Source organism: Nocardioides sp. YIM B13467, assembly GCF_042788075.1.
GTDB lineage: Bacteria > Actinomycetota > Actinomycetes > Propionibacteriales > Nocardioidaceae > Nocardioides.
On the sequence record NZ_JBHZPJ010000033.1, the window covers coordinates 1 to 15610 of the forward strand.

Below are 15610 nucleotides of genomic sequence, written 5' to 3' on the forward strand. Positions count from 1 at the left end.
ACCCGGCGGGATTGCTGGTCTTACTGCTTGCCTTGGTTGGCGACTGCCTCGGCGGCTGCGGCCGCGGCCTCGGGGTCGAGGTAGGTGCCGCCGGCGATGACCGGCTTCAGCGACTCGTCGAGCTCGTAGACCAGCGGCTGGCCCGTGGGGATGTTGAGCTTCGCGATCTCGGCCTCGGAGATGTTGTCGAGGTGCTTGACCAGCGCGCGCAGGCTGTTGCCGTGGGCGGTGACCAGGACCGTCTTGCCGGTCTTCAGGTCGGGCACGATGGCCGAGTCCCAGTAGGGGAGCATCCGGGCGACGACGTCCTTGAGGCACTCGGTGGCGGGCACCTCGATGTCGGCGTAGCGCGGGTCACCGGCCTGGGAGTACTCCGAGTCGGCCTCGATCGGCGGCGGCGGTACGTCGTAGGAACGACGCCACAGCTGGAACTGCTCCTCGCCGAACTTCTTCAGCGTCTCGGACTTGTTCTTACCCTGGAGCGCGCCGTAGTGGCGCTCGTTGAGACGCCAGTCGCGGCGCACCGGGATCCAGTGGCGATCGGCGGTGTCGAGCGCGATGTTGGCGGTGTTGATCGCACGCCGCAGCAGGCTCGTGTGGACCAGGTCGGGAAGGATCCCGGCCTCGGCCAGCAGCTTGCCGCCGTTGACGGCCTCGGCCCGGCCCTTGTCGGTGAGGTCGACGTCGACCCAGCCGGTGGACAGGTTGAGCGCGTTCCACTCGCTCTCGCCGTGACGCAGAAGGACGAGCTTGTAGGTCATCAGTGAGCTTCCTCGGCACCGGGCAGAGCGGCCGGGGGGAACTCGCAGGAGTAGGGGTCCTCGGAGATGGTGCCCGCGGACTCGTCGTGCGCCTCGCCCTCGGTTGCGTTCTCGCCCTCAGCCTCGGTCTCGGTCGCGTGCTCGCTCTCGGCGGGCTCGTCGGCCGGCAGGGTCGAAGCGTCCTCGGACGCCTGGGCCTCGGCGTTCTTGCCCTTCTTCGCGGGCTTCGTGGTCTCGTCGACGGCGGCGACGACCTCGGCGTACGGACCACACTGGGTGACCACCGGGACGGAGATGGTCTTCTCCTCGCCCTCGGAGAAGGTGAAGGTCATCGGGATGCTGTCGCCCGGCTTGAAGTCGCCGGTGACCGCGATGCCACCGACGGCCGGGTCGGCCAGGTTGATGATGCCGGACTTCGGCAGCTCGATCGGGGTGAACGACTCGGGCGTGACGGTCTCCTCGGCCTCGGTCGCCGTGGCGATCGAGGTGACCGACGGCAGCGCCTTGCCGGCGACCGCCGGGTTGATCGCCGGGTCGAGCGAGAAGGTGCCGACCAGGACGCCGGAGCCTTCCTGCGCGGTCACGATGCGAGCGGCGTTGATCCGGATGGCACCGTCGAGCGTCGAGCCGCCGTGGGTGATCTCGTTGGGCCGGTCCGTCGCGTAGTCGAAGCTGCTGCAGGCGGTGAGCGCCGGAAGGGCGAGAGCCACGAGTGCGCCCGTCACTGCGAGCCGCTTCTGCATAACCTTGGTCGTCACGCGCGACACTCTATCCGCCCGATCCTGCGATATCGGAAAAGGGTCAGGCACGCAGTCCGACGGCGCTCGCGGCGTACAGCATCCCGGCGATCACCAGGGCGATGTAGACGAGCGTGACGAGGAGGAGCTTGCCGGCCCCGAGCTTCAGTCCGGCCTTGAGCGGCAGGTACGTCCACTTGTCCTCGTTGTCGGCGACCAGGCCCCACAGCGCGGTCAGGAAGTGCACGCCGACACCGAGCGCCGCCGCGAGGGCGACCATCACCCAGTGGGGCGGTTCGCCGGCGGACTCACCGGCCCAGCCGGCGTACGAGAGGTATCCGGGGTAGCAGGCGAAGGCCGCCGCCCACAGGACCCAGGAGAAGAGGCCCTTGCGCAGCAGTACGTTGGCGAGCATCCCGAGCACCAGCGAGCCGAGGTAGAACAGTCCCGCGACGGTGCCCGAGGTGACCGAGAGCGGAATGACGAGCAGTACGCCGCAGCACAGCGCGAACCAGACGCTGCCCGGTTCGAGGCGGCCGTCCGAGATCGGCTTGCCCTCGCGCTCGTGACGACGGTCGACGGCCTGGTCTACGAGGTCGTTGTGCCAGCCGAGAACCGCCTGGCCGACGAGCACGGTGACCGCGACCAGCGTCACCTCGCGCGTCGTCAGCCCGGCGAGGACGGCAGCCACCGACAGGCCGATGGCGGTCAGTACCGCCTGACGGGGGTGGGCGGAGCGGATGAGGAGGAACGGGGCCCAGTTGCCCACCTTGTCCATGACGCTTGCTCTGCCTGCCGGGGCATCAGGAACGGCCGACGCGCTGGCCTGCGTCTCTTCCGGGTCCTGATCCTGGGCGTGCGACGACACGGTGAAGATGGTCTTGGGGGCGCTCTGCGATGCATTCGCCATGGCGGCAGTATCGGGCACGCGGCCGAGCCGCGCAGGACAACAGGCTGGCTACGAGGAGATTTCGGAGTCGTTTCGAAATCAGCCATGCTGCCACGTTCGACGGGCCTGCGCGCGCGGAACCACACAAGTTGTCAATCTGTCAACCCCAGATTGAGCCCCTGACCTGCGCAAACACGGAATCCGAATTCTAAGATCCGTGGTAGACTTATAGCCCTAGGAAGGGGTACCTAAAAATATGACTTTCACCGTCGGCGAGACCGTCGTATACCCGAACCATGGCGCGGCCGTCATCGAAGACATCGAGATGCGCACCATCAAGGGCGAGGAGCGGCAGTATCTGGTCCTCCGCATCATCGCTCAGCAGGACCTCGTGGTGCGTGTTCCGGCCAACAACCTCGAGCTCGTCGGAGTTCGAGACGTCGTAGACAAGGACGGGCTTGATCGAGTCTTCGAGGTGCTTCGTGCGGAGCACGTCGAAGAGCCGACCAACTGGTCGCGTCGTTACAAGGCAAACCTGGAGAAGCTGCACAGCGGCGATGTCATGAAGGTCGCCGAGGTCGTGCGTGACCTGTGGCGTCGTGAGCGTGACCGTGGCCTCTCCGCCGGGGAGAAGCGCATGCTCGCCAAGGCACGCCAGATCCTCGTCTCGGAGCTCGCGCTGTGCGAGCACACCAACGAAGACAAGGCTGAAGTCCTCCTCGACGAGGTGCTGGCCAGCTGAGGCTGGTTTCGGTCTGCGTTACAGGCTCCGGGGAAACCCGGGGCCTGTTTCGCGCTTTTGGGGGGCTCGGCGGGGTGCTCTGCGGGGCCGATACGGTGGCCCCATGGAGGACCCCTACGCCGACTACGACGAGATCGATGAGTCCGCCGAGGTTCCACCGGCCCTCGGGTTCGTCGCCGAGGACGACCGCGGCTCGCTGCCGTTCACGTTGATCCACGGCGAGGCGCTGGTCGCCGCGGCGACCTGGTCCCTCGGGGAGTCCGGAGTGACCCCCGTCGACTTCACCACCTCGTGGGAGGGGATGGTCGCGGCCGAGGAGCCGCTCGTCCTGCACGACTCGCTGTGCCCGATGACCCCGCCGGCCTTCATCGCCCACTGTGTCTCGACCGCGCTCGCGCGCGAGGCTGTCGTGGTCGGCGTACGCCCGGTCACGGACACGGTCAAGAACCTCGCCATCGAGGACGGGGTGCCGGTGCTCGGCGCGACCATCGACCGCACCTCGCTCGTCTCGGTCGCCTCGCCGATCGTGCTGCCGCCGGCCGTGGTCGCCGCCCTGGACGACTGGCCCACCGGCGACTTCGCCGAGATCGCGGGCTCGCTGGCCCGTCGGTTCCCGGTCGTCTCGGTCGAGGCGCCGCCGGTCGGTCGCCGCGTCGCGTCCGAGGATGACGTACGCCTGCTCGAAGCGCTGTCGGCCAGCGCCGTCAGTTGAGCAGAGTTCTGACCGCGCCGAGGTCGTCGGCGAAGGTCACCTTGAGGTTCAGCGACGAGCTGGGCACCGCGACGATGCGTACGCCCGAGGCGTAGCGCTCCAGGGTGGCGCCGGTGTCGGTGCCGTCGAAGCCGTCGGCCGCGGCCTGGGCATAGGCGGCCAGGAGGTCGGCCGCCCGGAACGCCTGCGGTGTCTGTACGCCGACGAGCGCACCTGCCACTGGCTGCAGGTCACGCGTCGAGAGGTGGCTGAGCGGGGCGGCGGGGATGGCACCACCGTGCTTGCGGGCGACGCCGATGACCACGGTGAACAGCTCGGGCGACACCAGCGGCCGGGCGGTGTCGTGGATCGCGACCACGTCGATGCCGTCCTCCCCGGCGGCCTCGATGTCGGCCCGGAGCACGGCCAGCGCGGCCTGCTCGGAGGCGTGCCGGGTGTCGCCACCGGCGACCATCACGACCTCCCGATCGCCGAGCAGGGGCTGGGCGACGGCCGCGACCGCCTCCTCGTCGCCGCTGCGCACGACCAGGACGAGGCGGCGTACGTCGGGCACCTCCAGAGCGGTCCGGAGCGAGAGGCCGAGGGCTGAGGAGGCCGGATCGTCGGACCCGTCGAGCGGGAGCAGCACCTTGTTGGTGGCGGCTCCGACGCGGGTGCCGGATCCGGCGGCCAGGAGGACGAGAGCGGCGGGCACCCCTGGAGGCTATCCGTTCGGCGGAGAAGGCGGCAGGTGGGCTGGGCGCTGGTGTTTACGTACGCGTAACAGAGCGAAACAGGAGGTGTCCCTCACGCGTCCTACGGTTCAAATCCACCGAAGGGAGGACCCGACGAATGTGGACGAAGCGGCTCGGGCCGGCGACGTCATGAGCGAGCGCCAGCGAGCGCAGCGGGACGACCAGGGTGACTGGCAGTCCGTCTGCCCGGTCGACGCGCTCGAGGTGAAGCGCGGCGCCACGGCACTGGTCCACGGGCAGGCCATCGCCATCTTCCGGATGCCCGACGACGTCGTCTACGCCCTGGGCAACCATGATCCGTTCGCCAAGGCGTCGGTGATCGCCAAGGGCATCGTCGGGGTGCGCGACGGGGTGCCATTCGTGGCCTCGCCGGCTCACCGGCACGGGTTCGACCTGCGTACCGGACAGTGTCTGGACGACCCGCACGTGACCATCCCCGCCTACGAGGTCCGGGTCGTCGACGGGCTCATCCACGTCGGCCACCGGAAGGCTGCCTGAGTCCTATCTGGGAGACTGCGGAGCGTGCAGCTTCCTCTGGTCGGCATCGGGACCGACGTACACAGCCTTGCCGACGGTGTCCCGATGCATGTGGCCGGCCTCGCCTTCCCCGACGAGCTGCAGGGCCTCGCCGGGCACTCCGACGGGGACGTCGCGGCGCACGCCTGCTGCGACGCGCTCTTCTCCGCGGCAGGTCTCGGCGACCTGGGGTCCAACTTCGGCACCTCCGAGCCCGAGTGGGCAGGGGCCGCCGGAGTCGTCCTGCTCGCGGAGGCCGCGCGCCGGGTCCGTGAGGCCGGTTTCGAGATCGGCAACGTCGCGGTGCAGGTGATCGGCAACCGGCCCAAGATCGGTCCGCGCCGCGACGAGGCCAACCAGGCGCTCACCGCGGCAGCCGGCGCGAGCGTCACCGTGACCGCCACGACCACCGACGGTCTCGGGCTCACCGGGCGAGGCGAGGGCGTCGCCGCGATCGCAACCGCGCTCATCGTGCGTCGCGATAGGTAGGGAACACGCGTACGTCCCTAGACTTGGGGTATGGCACTCAGGCTCTACGACTCGGCGACCCGTGAAGTACGTGACTTCACCCCCTTGCAGCCCGGCAAGGCGTCGCTCTATGTCTGTGGTCTGACCGTGCAGAGCGAGCCGCATGTCGGGCACGTGCGGAGCGGGGTGAACTTCGACGTGCTGCAGCGGTGGCTGCGGGCATCGGGCTATGAGACCACGTTCATCCGCAACGTGACCGACATCGACGACAAGATCCTGGCGAAGTCAGCCGAGCAGGGACGTCCCTGGTACAACCTCGGCTACACCATGCACCGCGAGCTCGACGCCGCCTACGCCTCGCTCAACGTCGCCCGGCCGACCTACGAGCCGCTGGCCACCGGTCACATCCCCGAGATCATCGCGCTGATCGAGGAGCTGATCGCGAAGGGGCACGCCTACGCTGCCGAGGACGGCTCGGCCGACGTCTACTTCGACGTGCGCTCCTGGCCCTCCTACGGCGAGCTGTCGGGGCAGAAGGTCGACGACATGGAGGCCGCTGCCGACGCCGACCCGCGGGGCAAGCGCGACCCACGTGACTTCGCGCTGTGGAAGGGACGGAAGGTCTCCGAGCCGGAGACCGCCTCCTGGCCCTCGCCCTGGGGTCTGGGACGGCCCGGGTGGCACATCGAGTGCTCGGCGATGGCCGGCAAGTACCTCGGTCCCGCCTTCGACTTCCATGGCGGTGGCATCGACCTGCGCTTCCCGCACCACGAGAACGAGCAGGCGCAGTCGCGCGCTGCCGGCCGGCCCTTCGCGAGCTACTGGCTCCACAACGCCTGGATCACGACGGCCGGCGAGAAGATGTCGAAGTCGCTGGGCAACTCGCTGGTCATCCCCGAGGTCCTGAAGAAGGTACGCGGCATCGAGCTGCGCTACTACCTGGTCGCGGCCCACTACCGGTCCCACGTCGAGTTCTCCTTCGAGGCGCTCGAGGAGGCCGCCGCCGGGTTCCAGCGGATCGAAGGCTTCCTGGAGCGCGCGGCGTCTGCGATCGGCGAGATCTCGGCCGACGGCGTGCCCTGCGCCGACTTCGTCAACGCGATGGACGACGACCTCGGCACCCCAGCCGCGGTGGCCGCCCTGCACGAGGTCGTACGTGAGGGCAACAAGCTGCTCGCCGACGGCGACAGCCCGGCGCTGCGCGGGGTCGCCGCGAGCGTCCGCGCGATGCTGGACGTGCTCGGTCTGGACCCCGCCGACCCGGCGTGGGGCCCGGCGAGCGGTGATGACGAGAAACTGACCGGCGCGCTCGACGTACTTGTTCGCGGGGTCTTGGACGAGCGCGCCGAGGCGCGCGCCGCCAAGGACTGGGCCCGCGCCGATGCCATGCGAGACCGGCTCAAGGACGCCGGGATCGAGATCGAGGACACCCCTGAGGGTCCGAAATGGAGCGTTAACTGATGGCAGGCAACTCCCAGCGTCGCGGAGCGATCGCGAAGGGACGTAAGAAGGGTGCCCAGGTCGGCACCGGCGGCAACCGGCGCAAGGGTCTGGAGGGCAAGGGCCCGACGCCGAAGGCGAAGGACCGGCCCTACCACAAGGCCCACAAGGCGGCTCAGGCCGCGGAGCAGCGCAACAAGGGTCCGCGCAAGCGGGCCGCCGGCGACGCAGAGTGGATCATCGGACGCAACTCCGTGGTCGAGGCACTGCGCGAGGACGTACCGGTCAACGGGCTCTACGTCGCCGAGGGTGCCGAGCGCGACGGGCGACTGCGCGAGGCGTTCATGCTCGCCTCCGAGAAGGGCATCTCGCTGCTCGAGGTGACCAAGGTCGAGCTCGACCGGCTGACCGGCTTCAACGGCCACCAGGGCCTCGCTGCGCGGATCCCCGCCTACGAGTACGCCCACGCCGACGACCTGCTCGACCGCGCGGCCGAGGTCAGGGAGAAGGCGCTGATCGTCGCGCTCGACCAGGTCACCGACCCGCGCAACCTGGGCGCCATCGTGCGCTCGGCCGCGGCCTTCGGCGCCCACGGCGTGGTGATCCCGGAGCGGCGTGCGGCCGGGATGACCGCCGCCGCGTGGAAGACGAGCGCCGGTGCCGCGGCGCGGATCCCGGTCGCGCAGACGGTCAACCTGACCCGGCAGCTGAAGGCCTACCAGGAGGCCGGCTGCATGGTCGTCGGGCTGGACATGGAGGGTGACATCACGCTGCCCGAGCTGGGTGCCCCCGAGGGCCTCGCCGACGGTCCGCTGGTGATCGTCGTCGGTGCCGAGGGCGGCGGGCTCTCCCGCTTGGTCCAGGAGACCTGCGACCAGATAGTGTCGATCCCGATGGTCAACTCCGTAGAGTCCCTCAATGCCGGCGTCGCCGCGTCGGTCGTGCTCTACGCGGTCGCGGAGGCGCGTCGCTGACCTCTCGCCGCACTCTGTTTCGGGGCCTCGCCGTCTGGGCGGGGCTCGGAGTGCTGTGGCTCGTGCTGGCCGTGGCGCTGAGCACGTGGCTCTTCCTGTCCAGCGAACGCCAGGTGGTCCTGGCCGGCCACGACTCGGTCCTGCGCCCGACGCTGTCCGGGAAGGCGATCATCCACACCGGACCGGTGCTGCCTGACGTACGTCTGGACGTCGGGGGCCCGATCGGTGTCGACGTGACCCTCGGGAAGACCGAGCTGCGGTCGATGGACGAGCTCTTCGAGCGCTACGCAGTCCTCGGCTCGGCTCCCGACGGCCAGCGCGCGGTCGTGGTGGAGCAGGTCGATTCGATGCTCGTCGCTGCCGTACTCCGCGGCGCCGCGGTCTCGTTGGCGATCGTCACCGGGGGAGTTCTGCTGTGGTGGCTGCCCGGGTCCCAACGCCGCGCCGACCTGCGCAGACGTATCAAGGAATCGGTTCGTACGCGGCACGGTCTCACCACGGTGGGCATCGGCGTGGTCACGGTGGCGGTGCTCGCGGTCGCGGTCTGGCAGCCCTGGGGTGAGTCCGGAGCGTCCGCGGCGGACCAGGAGGCCGGGCCGGTCACCGGCGAATGGACTCCGCTGGCCGACTTCCTCGGCGCGGCGATCCCTGTGCCCGAGGAGCTGGCCGATGTGGAGGTCCGCGGCGACGCCTACGCCAACCAGACTCGTCGGCTCGTGGCCAGCGCCGTCGACACCTACAACTCCAGCCGGACCTTCTACGAGAAGGTCGTGGAAGAGGTGCCGGACCTGGCCCTGCGCGAGCCGGGCGAGGACGAGACCGTGTCGGTCCTCGTCTCCGACCGCCACGACAACGTCGGCATGGACGCGGTCGTGCGCGCGATCGCCGACGAGGGCGGCGCGACCGGCATTCTCGACGCCGGCGACGACACCTCGACCGGGTCCGACTGGGAGACCTTCTCCCTCGACTCGCTCACCGACGCCAGCGACGGCCTGGACAAGTGGGCGGTCACCGGCAACCACGACCACGGCCCGACGGTCGGCAACTACCTGGCCAAGAAGGGCTGGACCGTGCTCGACGGCGAGGTCGTCGACGGCCCCGGCGGCTCGACGCTCCTGGGCGTACCCGACCCGCGCACCAGCGGCCTCGGCAACTGGATCGACGAGAAGGGCGTCACCCTCGAGGAGGCCGGCGAGAAGCTGGCCGGCATCGCCTGTGCCTCGAAGGAGGAGGGCAAGCCCGTCGCGACCCTCCTCGTCCACGACCCGTCGCTGGGCCGTGAGACCCTGCGACGCGGCTGCGCGACCCTCGTCGTCGGCGGCCACCGTCACGTCCACCAGGGACCGAGCGAGGTGACCGGCGAGAACGGTGAGAGCGGCTGGACCTACACCAACGGCACCACGGGCGGCGCCGCGTACGCCTTCGCGATGGGGAAGATCCGCCGTACCGCCGAGGTCACCTTGATCACCTATGCCGACGGGCTCCCCGTCGGTGTCCAGTCCGTCGAGCTGGAGACCAACGGCGCCCTCACCGCCCACGAGTACGTCCCGCTCGATCCGGCTCGCTAGCCGCGCCGGCTGCGTACATCGGCCTGCGACTGGCTACGATTGTCCGGCCGGCGTTCCTCGCCGGCGTGCCGGTGTAGCTGAGTTGGTACAGCAGGGTCCTTGTAAGACCAAGATCGCAGGTTCGAGTCCTGTCACCGGCTCCACGAGGTTGTCGGTGGTCACATCTAATGTCACCGCCATGAGAGTTTGCGTGGGGTGTGGCGCGCCCCTTGTGAAGCGCCACCAGCTCAGGTTCTGTAGCAACGCGTGCCAGCGGGCGATGGAACGTCGCGAGAAGATCGAGCGATGGTTGAAGACCGGTGAGGCAACGCTCAGCGGGAGTAGGCGCCATTACGTGAAACTCCACTTGATGGAGGACCAGGTGGGTCTATGTGCGATATGCGCGTGCCCAGCCACGTGGAACGACATCGAGCTGACCTTTGTGCTGGACCACATCGACGGAGATGCCACCAACAACAGACGCGACAACCTGCGACTGGTCTGTCCGAACTGCGACAGCCAACTGCCGACGTACAAGGCCAAGAACCGGGGAAGCGGCAGGGCATGGCGGCGGCAGCGTTACGCCGACGGCAAGTCCTACTGATCAGCGGAGCTGAGTGACCTCGTACGTCGTCGGCGGGTTGGCGATGTCGTCCTGGGAGGCGACGAGCTCGAGCTCGCGGCGGCCGGACTTCAGGGTGCGGTCGAGGATGGCGAAGAGGGTGTTCGCGGTGCGGCCGAGGGCGGCCGGCGTCGAGCCGGTCGAGAGCAGGTGGGAGAGGTAGACCGCCGCGGTGACGTCGCCGCCGCCGTTGGGGGAGATCGGGAGCAGGGGAGTGGTGACCGACCAGGCACCCTCGTCGGAGACGGCTACCAGGTCGAGGTGAGTGGGGTCCTTGGTGATCACCGAGGTCACCAGCACGTTGGACGGGCCGGACTCACGGACGATGTCGACGGCGGCGAGCACCTCCTGCAGTGTGTCGGTCGACTCGAGGCCGGCGAGGAAGTTGAGCTCGAAGTGGTTGGGCGTGATCACGTCGGCGGTCGGGACGACCTCGTCGCGCATGAACTCCGGGATACCCTCGCGAACGAACATGCCGCGCCCGACGTCACCCATCACCGGGTCGCAGCAGTAGAGGGCCCGCGGGTTGAGCGCCTTCACTCGTCGTACGGAATCCAGGACGATCGCGCCGACAGCCGGGTCGCCCTGGTAGCCGGACAGGACCGCGGAGACGGTGGAGAGACCGTCGCGCTCGGAGATCCCCTCGATGACCTCGGCGACCTGGTCGGCGGCCACGACCGGTCCACGCCACGCGCCGTAGCCGGTGTGGTTGGAGAAGTTGACCGTGAGCACCGGCCAGACCTCGTGACCGAGGCGCTGGATCGGGAAGACTGCCGCCGAGTTGCCGACGTAGCCGAAGGCCACGTGCGACTGGATGGAGAGGATCTGCATGGCAGTATTCTGCGACTGCAGCTTCAGACGGACTGCTTCTGGGCCTGTTTCTTGGGCGGGTCGTTGAGCAGCCAGGCCGCCAGCGCGCCACCGATCGCGCCGAAGAGGTGGCCCTGCCAGGAGACACCGGTCTGCCCGGGGAGTACGCCGAGGAGCAGGCTGCCCCAGGCCAGGAAGATGAGCACGCCGATGACGATCTGGCCGACGCGGTGGCTGAACAGGCCGCGCAGGATCAGGTAGACGAGCCAGCCGAAGATCAGCATCGAGGTGCCGGCGGTGATGCTGCCCGGGGGCGACATCAGCCAGACGCCGACACCTCCGACCACCCAGATGATGAGCGTCGCCACGATCCCGCGGCCGACGCCCGAGGCGAGCACCAGGAACCCGAGGACGAGCGCGAACAGGGTGTTGCCGTAGAGGTGGGCCCAGCCGAAGTGGAGCACCGGAGCGAACACGATGCCGAGCAGGCCGGCGTCGGTGCGCGGCTGGATGCCGAGCGTGTCGAGCTGGTGCCCGCTGATGTAGTCGGTGGCCTCGAGCACCCAGAGCAGGGCGACGAAGCCGAGCGACCAAATGCCGGCCCGAAGCCAGTTGGCGCGTTGGGGCCGCGTGGGGGAGTCCTGGCTCACGCTTGAAATCTTACCTACCGCTCCACAGCGGCGAGTCTTTGCTCGAGACTCTCATAGAGGTAGGGGACGGCGGCCGGGTGCGGACCCGTCTCGTAGAGCTCGGTGGCGAGGCCCCGGGGCGACTCCCCGGCATGGTCGGCCGCCCAGGTCTGGCCACCCCCGGTGACCCGCCCACCGTCGAGGGGCAGCACCGCCTCGGCCGCCAGCGCCACCCAGCGTCCGCCGCCGCCCTCGAGCCAGGCCACCGGCACGGCGTACGCCTCGCCCTCGGTCATGTCGGCGTCGAGGGTGATCCCGCGGCCGATCGGGTGGGCTCCCTGCCGGCTCCACAGGACGGTCGTGACCTCGAGCCGGTCCGTGTCGGCGGGGCCGGCGGTGCCGAGGACGAGGTGGTCGGCGAAGGTCGCCCAGTCGCGTACGTCGGTCGCGGGGAACTCCGGCGGATCGGCCCGTTCCAGGAGGGCCCGTCCGCCGAGCACGGCGGCCCAGACCGCCATCAGGACGACGACGATGGTCCCGCCGATCTTGAGCCGCCGTGACACCGACAGCGTCGGTCCGGTCGTGTTCTCGTCCACGTGACCCCCGTTCACCGCGCCGATGGGCCGATGAGGCGATCCTAATCGGACAGAGCTCAATCAGGCAGAGACCAATCGACCGGGGAACCGCCCTGCTCGACCAGGAGGGCGTTGGCACGGGAGAACGGCCGGGACCCGAAGAACCCCCGGCGCGCAGAGAGCGGCGAGGGGTGGACGGACTTGATCGCGGGCACCCCGTTGAGCCGTGGCTCGAGATTCTGCGCGTGCCGGCCCCACAGGATCGCGACCAGCGGCCCGCCGCGTCGGCCGAGGACGTCGATCGCCCGCCCGGTGACCTCCTCCCAGCCCTTCTTCGAGTGGGAGGCGGGGGCACCCGGCCGCACCGTCAGCGAGGTGTTGAGCAGCATCACGCCGTGGTCGGCCCAGGTCGACAGGTCGCCGTGCTCGGGCATCTTCAGGTCGAGGTCGGTGGCCAGCTCGGCATAGATGTTCCGCAGCGATGCCGGCAGGGGACGTACGTCCTTCTCGACCGCGAAGCTGAGCCCGATCGGGTGCCCGATGGTCGGGTAGGGGTCCTGGCCGACGATCAGGACGCGTACGTCTCGCAGCGGGCGCCGGAAGGCGTTGAAGATCCGGTCGCCATCGGGAAGGTAGGGACGCCTGGCCGCCAGCTCGTCGCGCAGGAAGCGGCCCATCTGCTCGATCTGCGGCTCGGCCGGCGACAGCGCCTCGGCCCAGTCCGCAGCCATCAGGCCCTTGTCCACCAGTCCGGCGAGTGCGCTCATAAATCATGAGGGTATCGGCTGGCACCGACGGATAGGTTGTCCGTGGCACTCGGTTGGATCCATGAAGGAGTAGACATGAAGTTCGGTTTCTTCGTCCCGCAGGGATGGCGCTTCGACCTCGTCGGGATCGACCCGGCGGACCAGTGGACGACGATGAAGGACCTGGCTCTGCACGCCGATGCCGGGAGCTGGGAGTCGATCTGGGTCTACGACCACTTCCACACCACACCGGAGCCCTCCGACCAGGCGACCCACGAGGCCTGGTCGCTGATGGCGGGCCTGGGCGCGGTGACGTCGCGGGTGCGCCTCGGGCAGATGTGCTCGTGCATGTCCTACCGCAACCCGGCCTACCTGGCGAAGGTCGCTGCCACCGCCGACCACATCAGCGGCGGACGGATCGAGATGGGCATCGGTGCGGGCTGGTACGAACACGAGTGGCGGGCCCACGGCTACGGCTTCCCCGAGGCGCGCGACCGTCTCGGGATGCTCCGCGAGGGCGTCCAGATCTTCCAGCAGGCCTGGACCAAGGGCATCTCGTCGCTGGACGGGAAGTACTACCAGGTCGACGGCGCCATCTGTCAGCCGCTGCCTCTTCAGCAGGGCCGTTCCGGCATCCCGCTGTGGATCGCCGGCGGCGGCGAGAAGGTGACCCTCAAGATCGCCGCTCAGTACGCCGACTACACCAACTTTGCCGGCGACGCCGAGACGTTCCGGGCGAAGTCGGAGATCCTGCGCGGCCACTGCGACAACCTCGGCCGCGACTTCTCCGAGATCACCCGCTCGTCCAACTACAACGTCTTCATCGGTGAGACCGAGAAGGATGTCCAGGACAAGATCGACTGGTACGCCGACCACCTCGCCAAGTCGCTCGGGGATGCCGCCGGGTCAGAGCATGCCCGCCGCAGTGGCGTCCAGGGGCTGGCGGGCACGCCCGAGCAGATCGTGGAGAAGCTGAAGTCGATGGAGGAGCTGGGGATGACGTACGCCATCACCTACTTCGGCGACGCCGCCTACGACCGCTCCTCGATCGAGCTCTTCGAGTCGCAGGTCATCCCCGAGTTCGCCTGAGCGACGCCCGGCGACACGGTCGCGGACTTTTACAACGGGTGACCGCCCGGGTAGGAAGACGTACATGAAGATGACGACCCTCCTCGGGGGAGTGGCAGTTGCCGCCGGCGTGGTCGCCGCGCGTGACCTGACCCAGCGCAAGCACGCGATCCTGCGGAACTTCCCGGTGATCGGGCACGCGCGGTACCTGATGGAGAAGATCGGGCCGGAGCTGCGGCAGTACATCGTCGCCGACAACGACGAGGAGCGTCCCTTCAGTCGGGACCAGCGGCGCTGGGTGTACGCCTCGGCCAAGGAGCAGAACAACTACTTCGGCTTCGGCACCGACAACGACATCGAGCACGTCCAGGGCCACATCCACATCAAGCACCGCACCTTCGCCGACTCCCTGCCCGACGACCACGACCGGGCCGCCAGGCTCCCGTCGGCGAAGGTGCTCGGGGGCCCGCGCGGGCGCGCGAAGGCGTTCCGGCCGGAGTCGGTCGTCAACATCTCGGCGATGTCGTTCGGGTCGCTTTCCGGGCCGGCGATCAGGGCGCTCAACCTGGGCGCACGCCGGGCCGGGGCGATGCACAACACCGGCGAGGGTGGCATCTCGCCCTACCACCTCGAGGGTGGTGCGGATCTGGTGATGCAGATCGGCACCGCCTACTTCGGGTGCCGGAACGCCGACGGCACCTTCTCGATCGACCGGCTCAAGGAGCGGGTTGCCACCGCGCCGGTCAAGGCCATCGAGATCAAGCTGTCCCAGGGTGCCAAGCCGGGCCTCGGTGGACTGCTGCCGGCGGCCAAGGTGACCCCGGAGATCGCCGAGATCCGCGGCATCGAGCTCGGCAAGGACTGCGTGTCTCCGTCTCGCCACTCCGCCTTCCACGACGTCGACTCGATGCTCGACTTCGTCGAGATGATCGCCGCCGAGACCGGGCTGCCGGTCGGCATCAAGTCGGCGGTCGGTGAGATGGAGTTCTGGCAGGAGCTCGCCGGCAAGATGCGATCGGGCGAGCGGGGCGTCGACTTCGTCACCGTCGACGGCGGCGAGGGTGGCACCGGCGCCGCGCCGTTGATCTTCTCCGACGCGGTCGCGATGCCCTACCGGATCGGCTTCTCGCGGGTCTACGGCACCTTCGCCGAGCTCGGCCTGACCGATTCGGTCACCTTCATCGGTTCGGCCAAGGTCGGCCTGCCGGAGAACGCCGCTGTCGCCTTCGCGCTCGGCGCCGACATGGTCAACGTCGGCCGCGAGGCGATGATGTCGATCGGCTGCATCCAGGCTCAGAAGTGCCACGACGACAGCTGTCCGACCGGCGTCGCGACGCAGAGCAAGTGGCTCTCCGGCGGCCTCGACCCGCAGGACAAGGGCGATCGCTGTGCCAGCTACCTCAGGACCCTGCGCCGGGAGCTGTCGAAGGTCTCCGCTGCCGTCGGCGTCGCCCACCCCGCCCTGATCACACCGCACGACATCGAGGTCATGAACGGCGACTACGAGTCGCGAACTCTCGCCGGGGTCTACGGCTACAAGGACCACTGGGGCGCCCTCGGTCCCGATGTCGCCCGCGAGCTCCTCGCCGTCGTGCAGCCGCACCGTACGTTCAACGAGAAGCCGAACACCGCCTGAGAGC

Annotated in this window: 18 protein-coding genes and 1 tRNA gene; 11 read left to right on the plus strand and 8 right to left on the minus strand. The window is 69.1% G+C overall.

The window, feature by feature from the left end:
* Positions 1 to 20: 20 nt before the first annotated feature.
* From ACFX43_RS06800 to ACFX43_RS06810, 3 genes are read right to left on the minus strand one after another with little or no spacing between them, the layout of a single operon-like run.
* Complete coding sequence (locus ACFX43_RS06800; protein ID WP_378818593.1) at positions 21 to 761, minus strand: phosphoglyceromutase; 741 nt, start codon at positions 759 to 761, stop codon at positions 21 to 23.
* Positions 761 to 1519, minus strand: coding sequence for a hypothetical protein (locus ACFX43_RS06805; protein WP_378818595.1), 759 nt, complete (start codon positions 1517 to 1519; stop codon positions 761 to 763). Before ACFX43_RS06805 ends, ACFX43_RS06800 begins: the two co-directional genes overlap by 1 nt.
* A gap of 43 nt (positions 1520 to 1562) precedes the next feature.
* On the minus strand, positions 1563 to 2408 hold the full coding sequence (locus ACFX43_RS06810; RefSeq protein ID WP_378818598.1) for a UbiA family prenyltransferase: 846 nt from the start codon (positions 2406 to 2408) through the stop codon (positions 1563 to 1565).
* Between the two features lie 235 nt (positions 2409 to 2643).
* On the opposite strand from ACFX43_RS06810, the gene ACFX43_RS06815 reads away from it, so the two are divergent.
* A complete protein-coding gene (locus ACFX43_RS06815) occupies positions 2644 to 3129 on the plus strand; it encodes a CarD family transcriptional regulator (protein WP_008360791.1) in 486 nt (161 codons plus the stop codon).
* Between the two features lie 103 nt (positions 3130 to 3232).
* Positions 3233 to 3841: a hypothetical protein gene (locus ACFX43_RS06820; RefSeq protein WP_378818601.1), complete on the plus strand. Its 609-nt coding sequence runs from the start codon at positions 3233 to 3235 to the stop codon at positions 3839 to 3841.
* On the opposite strand, the gene ACFX43_RS06825 is transcribed toward ACFX43_RS06820, so the two are convergent.
* Positions 3834 to 4535: a 2-C-methyl-D-erythritol 4-phosphate cytidylyltransferase gene (locus ACFX43_RS06825; protein WP_378818604.1), complete on the minus strand. Its 702-nt coding sequence runs from the start codon at positions 4533 to 4535 to the stop codon at positions 3834 to 3836. The genes ACFX43_RS06820 and ACFX43_RS06825 overlap by 8 nt on opposite strands.
* 139 nt (positions 4536 to 4674) lie before the next feature.
* Here ACFX43_RS06825 and nirD point away from each other — a divergent pair, with 139 nt between their 5' ends.
* The 7 genes from nirD to ACFX43_RS06860 all read left to right on the plus strand — a co-directional run bounded on the left by nirD (position 4675) and on the right by ACFX43_RS06860 (position 10124).
* The gene (gene nirD, locus ACFX43_RS06830; RefSeq protein WP_378818606.1) at positions 4675 to 5073 is read left to right on the plus strand and encodes a nitrite reductase small subunit NirD; all 399 of its coding nucleotides are present in this window, start codon (positions 4675 to 4677) and stop codon (positions 5071 to 5073) included.
* Between the two features lie 24 nt (positions 5074 to 5097).
* Positions 5098 to 5580 (plus strand): 2-C-methyl-D-erythritol 2,4-cyclodiphosphate synthase, encoded by a 483-nt coding sequence (ispF, locus tag ACFX43_RS06835; protein WP_378818609.1) that lies wholly within the window; start codon positions 5098 to 5100, stop codon positions 5578 to 5580.
* A gap of 30 nt (positions 5581 to 5610) precedes the next feature.
* Positions 5611 to 7020, plus strand: coding sequence for a cysteine--tRNA ligase (gene cysS / locus ACFX43_RS06840; protein WP_378818612.1), 1410 nt, complete (start codon positions 5611 to 5613; stop codon positions 7018 to 7020).
* On the plus strand, positions 7020 to 7973 hold the full coding sequence (gene rlmB / locus ACFX43_RS06845) for a 23S rRNA (guanosine(2251)-2'-O)-methyltransferase RlmB (RefSeq protein WP_378818615.1): 954 nt from the start codon (positions 7020 to 7022) through the stop codon (positions 7971 to 7973). Before cysS ends, rlmB begins: the two co-directional genes overlap by 1 nt.
* A gap of 50 nt (positions 7974 to 8023) precedes the next feature.
* Entirely contained in the window at positions 8024 to 9541 is a 1518-nt protein-coding gene (locus ACFX43_RS06850) for a metallophosphoesterase (RefSeq protein WP_378818618.1), read from the plus strand.
* A gap of 67 nt (positions 9542 to 9608) precedes the next feature.
* A tRNA-Thr gene (locus tag ACFX43_RS06855) sits at positions 9609 to 9684 on the plus strand.
* A 206-nt stretch (positions 9685 to 9890) separates the two neighbouring features.
* Complete coding sequence (locus ACFX43_RS06860) at positions 9891 to 10124, plus strand: HNH endonuclease (RefSeq protein ID WP_378818621.1); 234 nt, start codon at positions 9891 to 9893, stop codon at positions 10122 to 10124.
* Here the strand turns inward: ACFX43_RS06860 and pdxY are convergent, their stop codons facing one another.
* The 4 genes from pdxY to ACFX43_RS06880 are packed head-to-tail and all read right to left on the minus strand — an operon-like array spanning position 10125 to position 12923.
* A complete protein-coding gene (gene pdxY, locus ACFX43_RS06865; protein ID WP_378818624.1) occupies positions 10125 to 10973 on the minus strand; it encodes a pyridoxal kinase PdxY in 849 nt (282 codons plus the stop codon).
* Between the two features lie 23 nt (positions 10974 to 10996).
* Positions 10997 to 11602, minus strand: coding sequence for a rhomboid family intramembrane serine protease (locus ACFX43_RS06870; RefSeq protein ID WP_378818626.1), 606 nt, complete (start codon positions 11600 to 11602; stop codon positions 10997 to 10999).
* A 14-nt stretch (positions 11603 to 11616) separates the two neighbouring features.
* Positions 11617 to 12177: a hypothetical protein gene (locus ACFX43_RS06875; RefSeq protein ID WP_378818629.1), complete on the minus strand. Its 561-nt coding sequence runs from the start codon at positions 12175 to 12177 to the stop codon at positions 11617 to 11619.
* A gap of 56 nt (positions 12178 to 12233) precedes the next feature.
* Positions 12234 to 12923, minus strand: a complete 690-nt coding sequence (locus ACFX43_RS06880; protein ID WP_378818632.1) for a uracil-DNA glycosylase — start codon at positions 12921 to 12923, stop codon at positions 12234 to 12236.
* A gap of 75 nt (positions 12924 to 12998) precedes the next feature.
* Between ACFX43_RS06880 and ACFX43_RS06885 the strand changes: the two genes are divergently transcribed.
* Both ACFX43_RS06885 and ACFX43_RS06890 read left to right on the plus strand, forming a co-directional pair.
* A complete protein-coding gene (locus tag ACFX43_RS06885; protein ID WP_378818635.1) occupies positions 12999 to 13991 on the plus strand; it encodes an LLM class F420-dependent oxidoreductase in 993 nt (330 codons plus the stop codon).
* A 64-nt stretch (positions 13992 to 14055) separates the two neighbouring features.
* Positions 14056 to 15606: an FMN-binding glutamate synthase family protein gene (locus ACFX43_RS06890; protein WP_378818638.1), complete on the plus strand. Its 1551-nt coding sequence runs from the start codon at positions 14056 to 14058 to the stop codon at positions 15604 to 15606.
* Positions 15607 to 15610 lie beyond the last annotated feature (4 nt).

What these genes read in the sequence shown, in the direction of transcription:
- ACFX43_RS06800 (WP_378818593.1), bottom strand. Translation starts at nt 761, where the DNA reads ATGACCTACAAGCTCGTCCTTCTGCGTCACGGCGAGAGCGAGTGGAAC.
- ACFX43_RS06810 (WP_378818598.1), bottom strand. Translation starts at nt 2,408, where the DNA reads ATGGCGAATGCATCGCAGAGCGCCCCCAAGACCATCTTCACCGTGTCG.
- ACFX43_RS06815 (WP_008360791.1), top strand. Translation starts at nt 2,644, where the DNA reads ATGACTTTCACCGTCGGCGAGACCGTCGTATACCCGAACCATGGCGCG.
- ACFX43_RS06820 (WP_378818601.1), top strand. Translation starts at nt 3,233, where the DNA reads ATGGAGGACCCCTACGCCGACTACGACGAGATCGATGAGTCCGCCGAG.
- cysS (WP_378818612.1), top strand. Translation starts at nt 5,611, where the DNA reads ATGGCACTCAGGCTCTACGACTCGGCGACCCGTGAAGTACGTGACTTC.
- rlmB (WP_378818615.1), top strand. Translation starts at nt 7,020, where the DNA reads ATGGCAGGCAACTCCCAGCGTCGCGGAGCGATCGCGAAGGGACGTAAG.
- ACFX43_RS06860 (WP_378818621.1), top strand. Translation starts at nt 9,891, where the DNA reads ATGGAGGACCAGGTGGGTCTATGTGCGATATGCGCGTGCCCAGCCACG.
- pdxY (WP_378818624.1), bottom strand. Translation starts at nt 10,973, where the DNA reads ATGCAGATCCTCTCCATCCAGTCGCACGTGGCCTTCGGCTACGTCGGC.
- ACFX43_RS06880 (WP_378818632.1), bottom strand. Translation starts at nt 12,923, where the DNA reads ATGAGCGCACTCGCCGGACTGGTGGACAAGGGCCTGATGGCTGCGGAC.
- ACFX43_RS06885 (WP_378818635.1), top strand. Translation starts at nt 12,999, where the DNA reads ATGAAGTTCGGTTTCTTCGTCCCGCAGGGATGGCGCTTCGACCTCGTC.
- ACFX43_RS06890 (WP_378818638.1), top strand. Translation starts at nt 14,056, where the DNA reads ATGAAGATGACGACCCTCCTCGGGGGAGTGGCAGTTGCCGCCGGCGTG.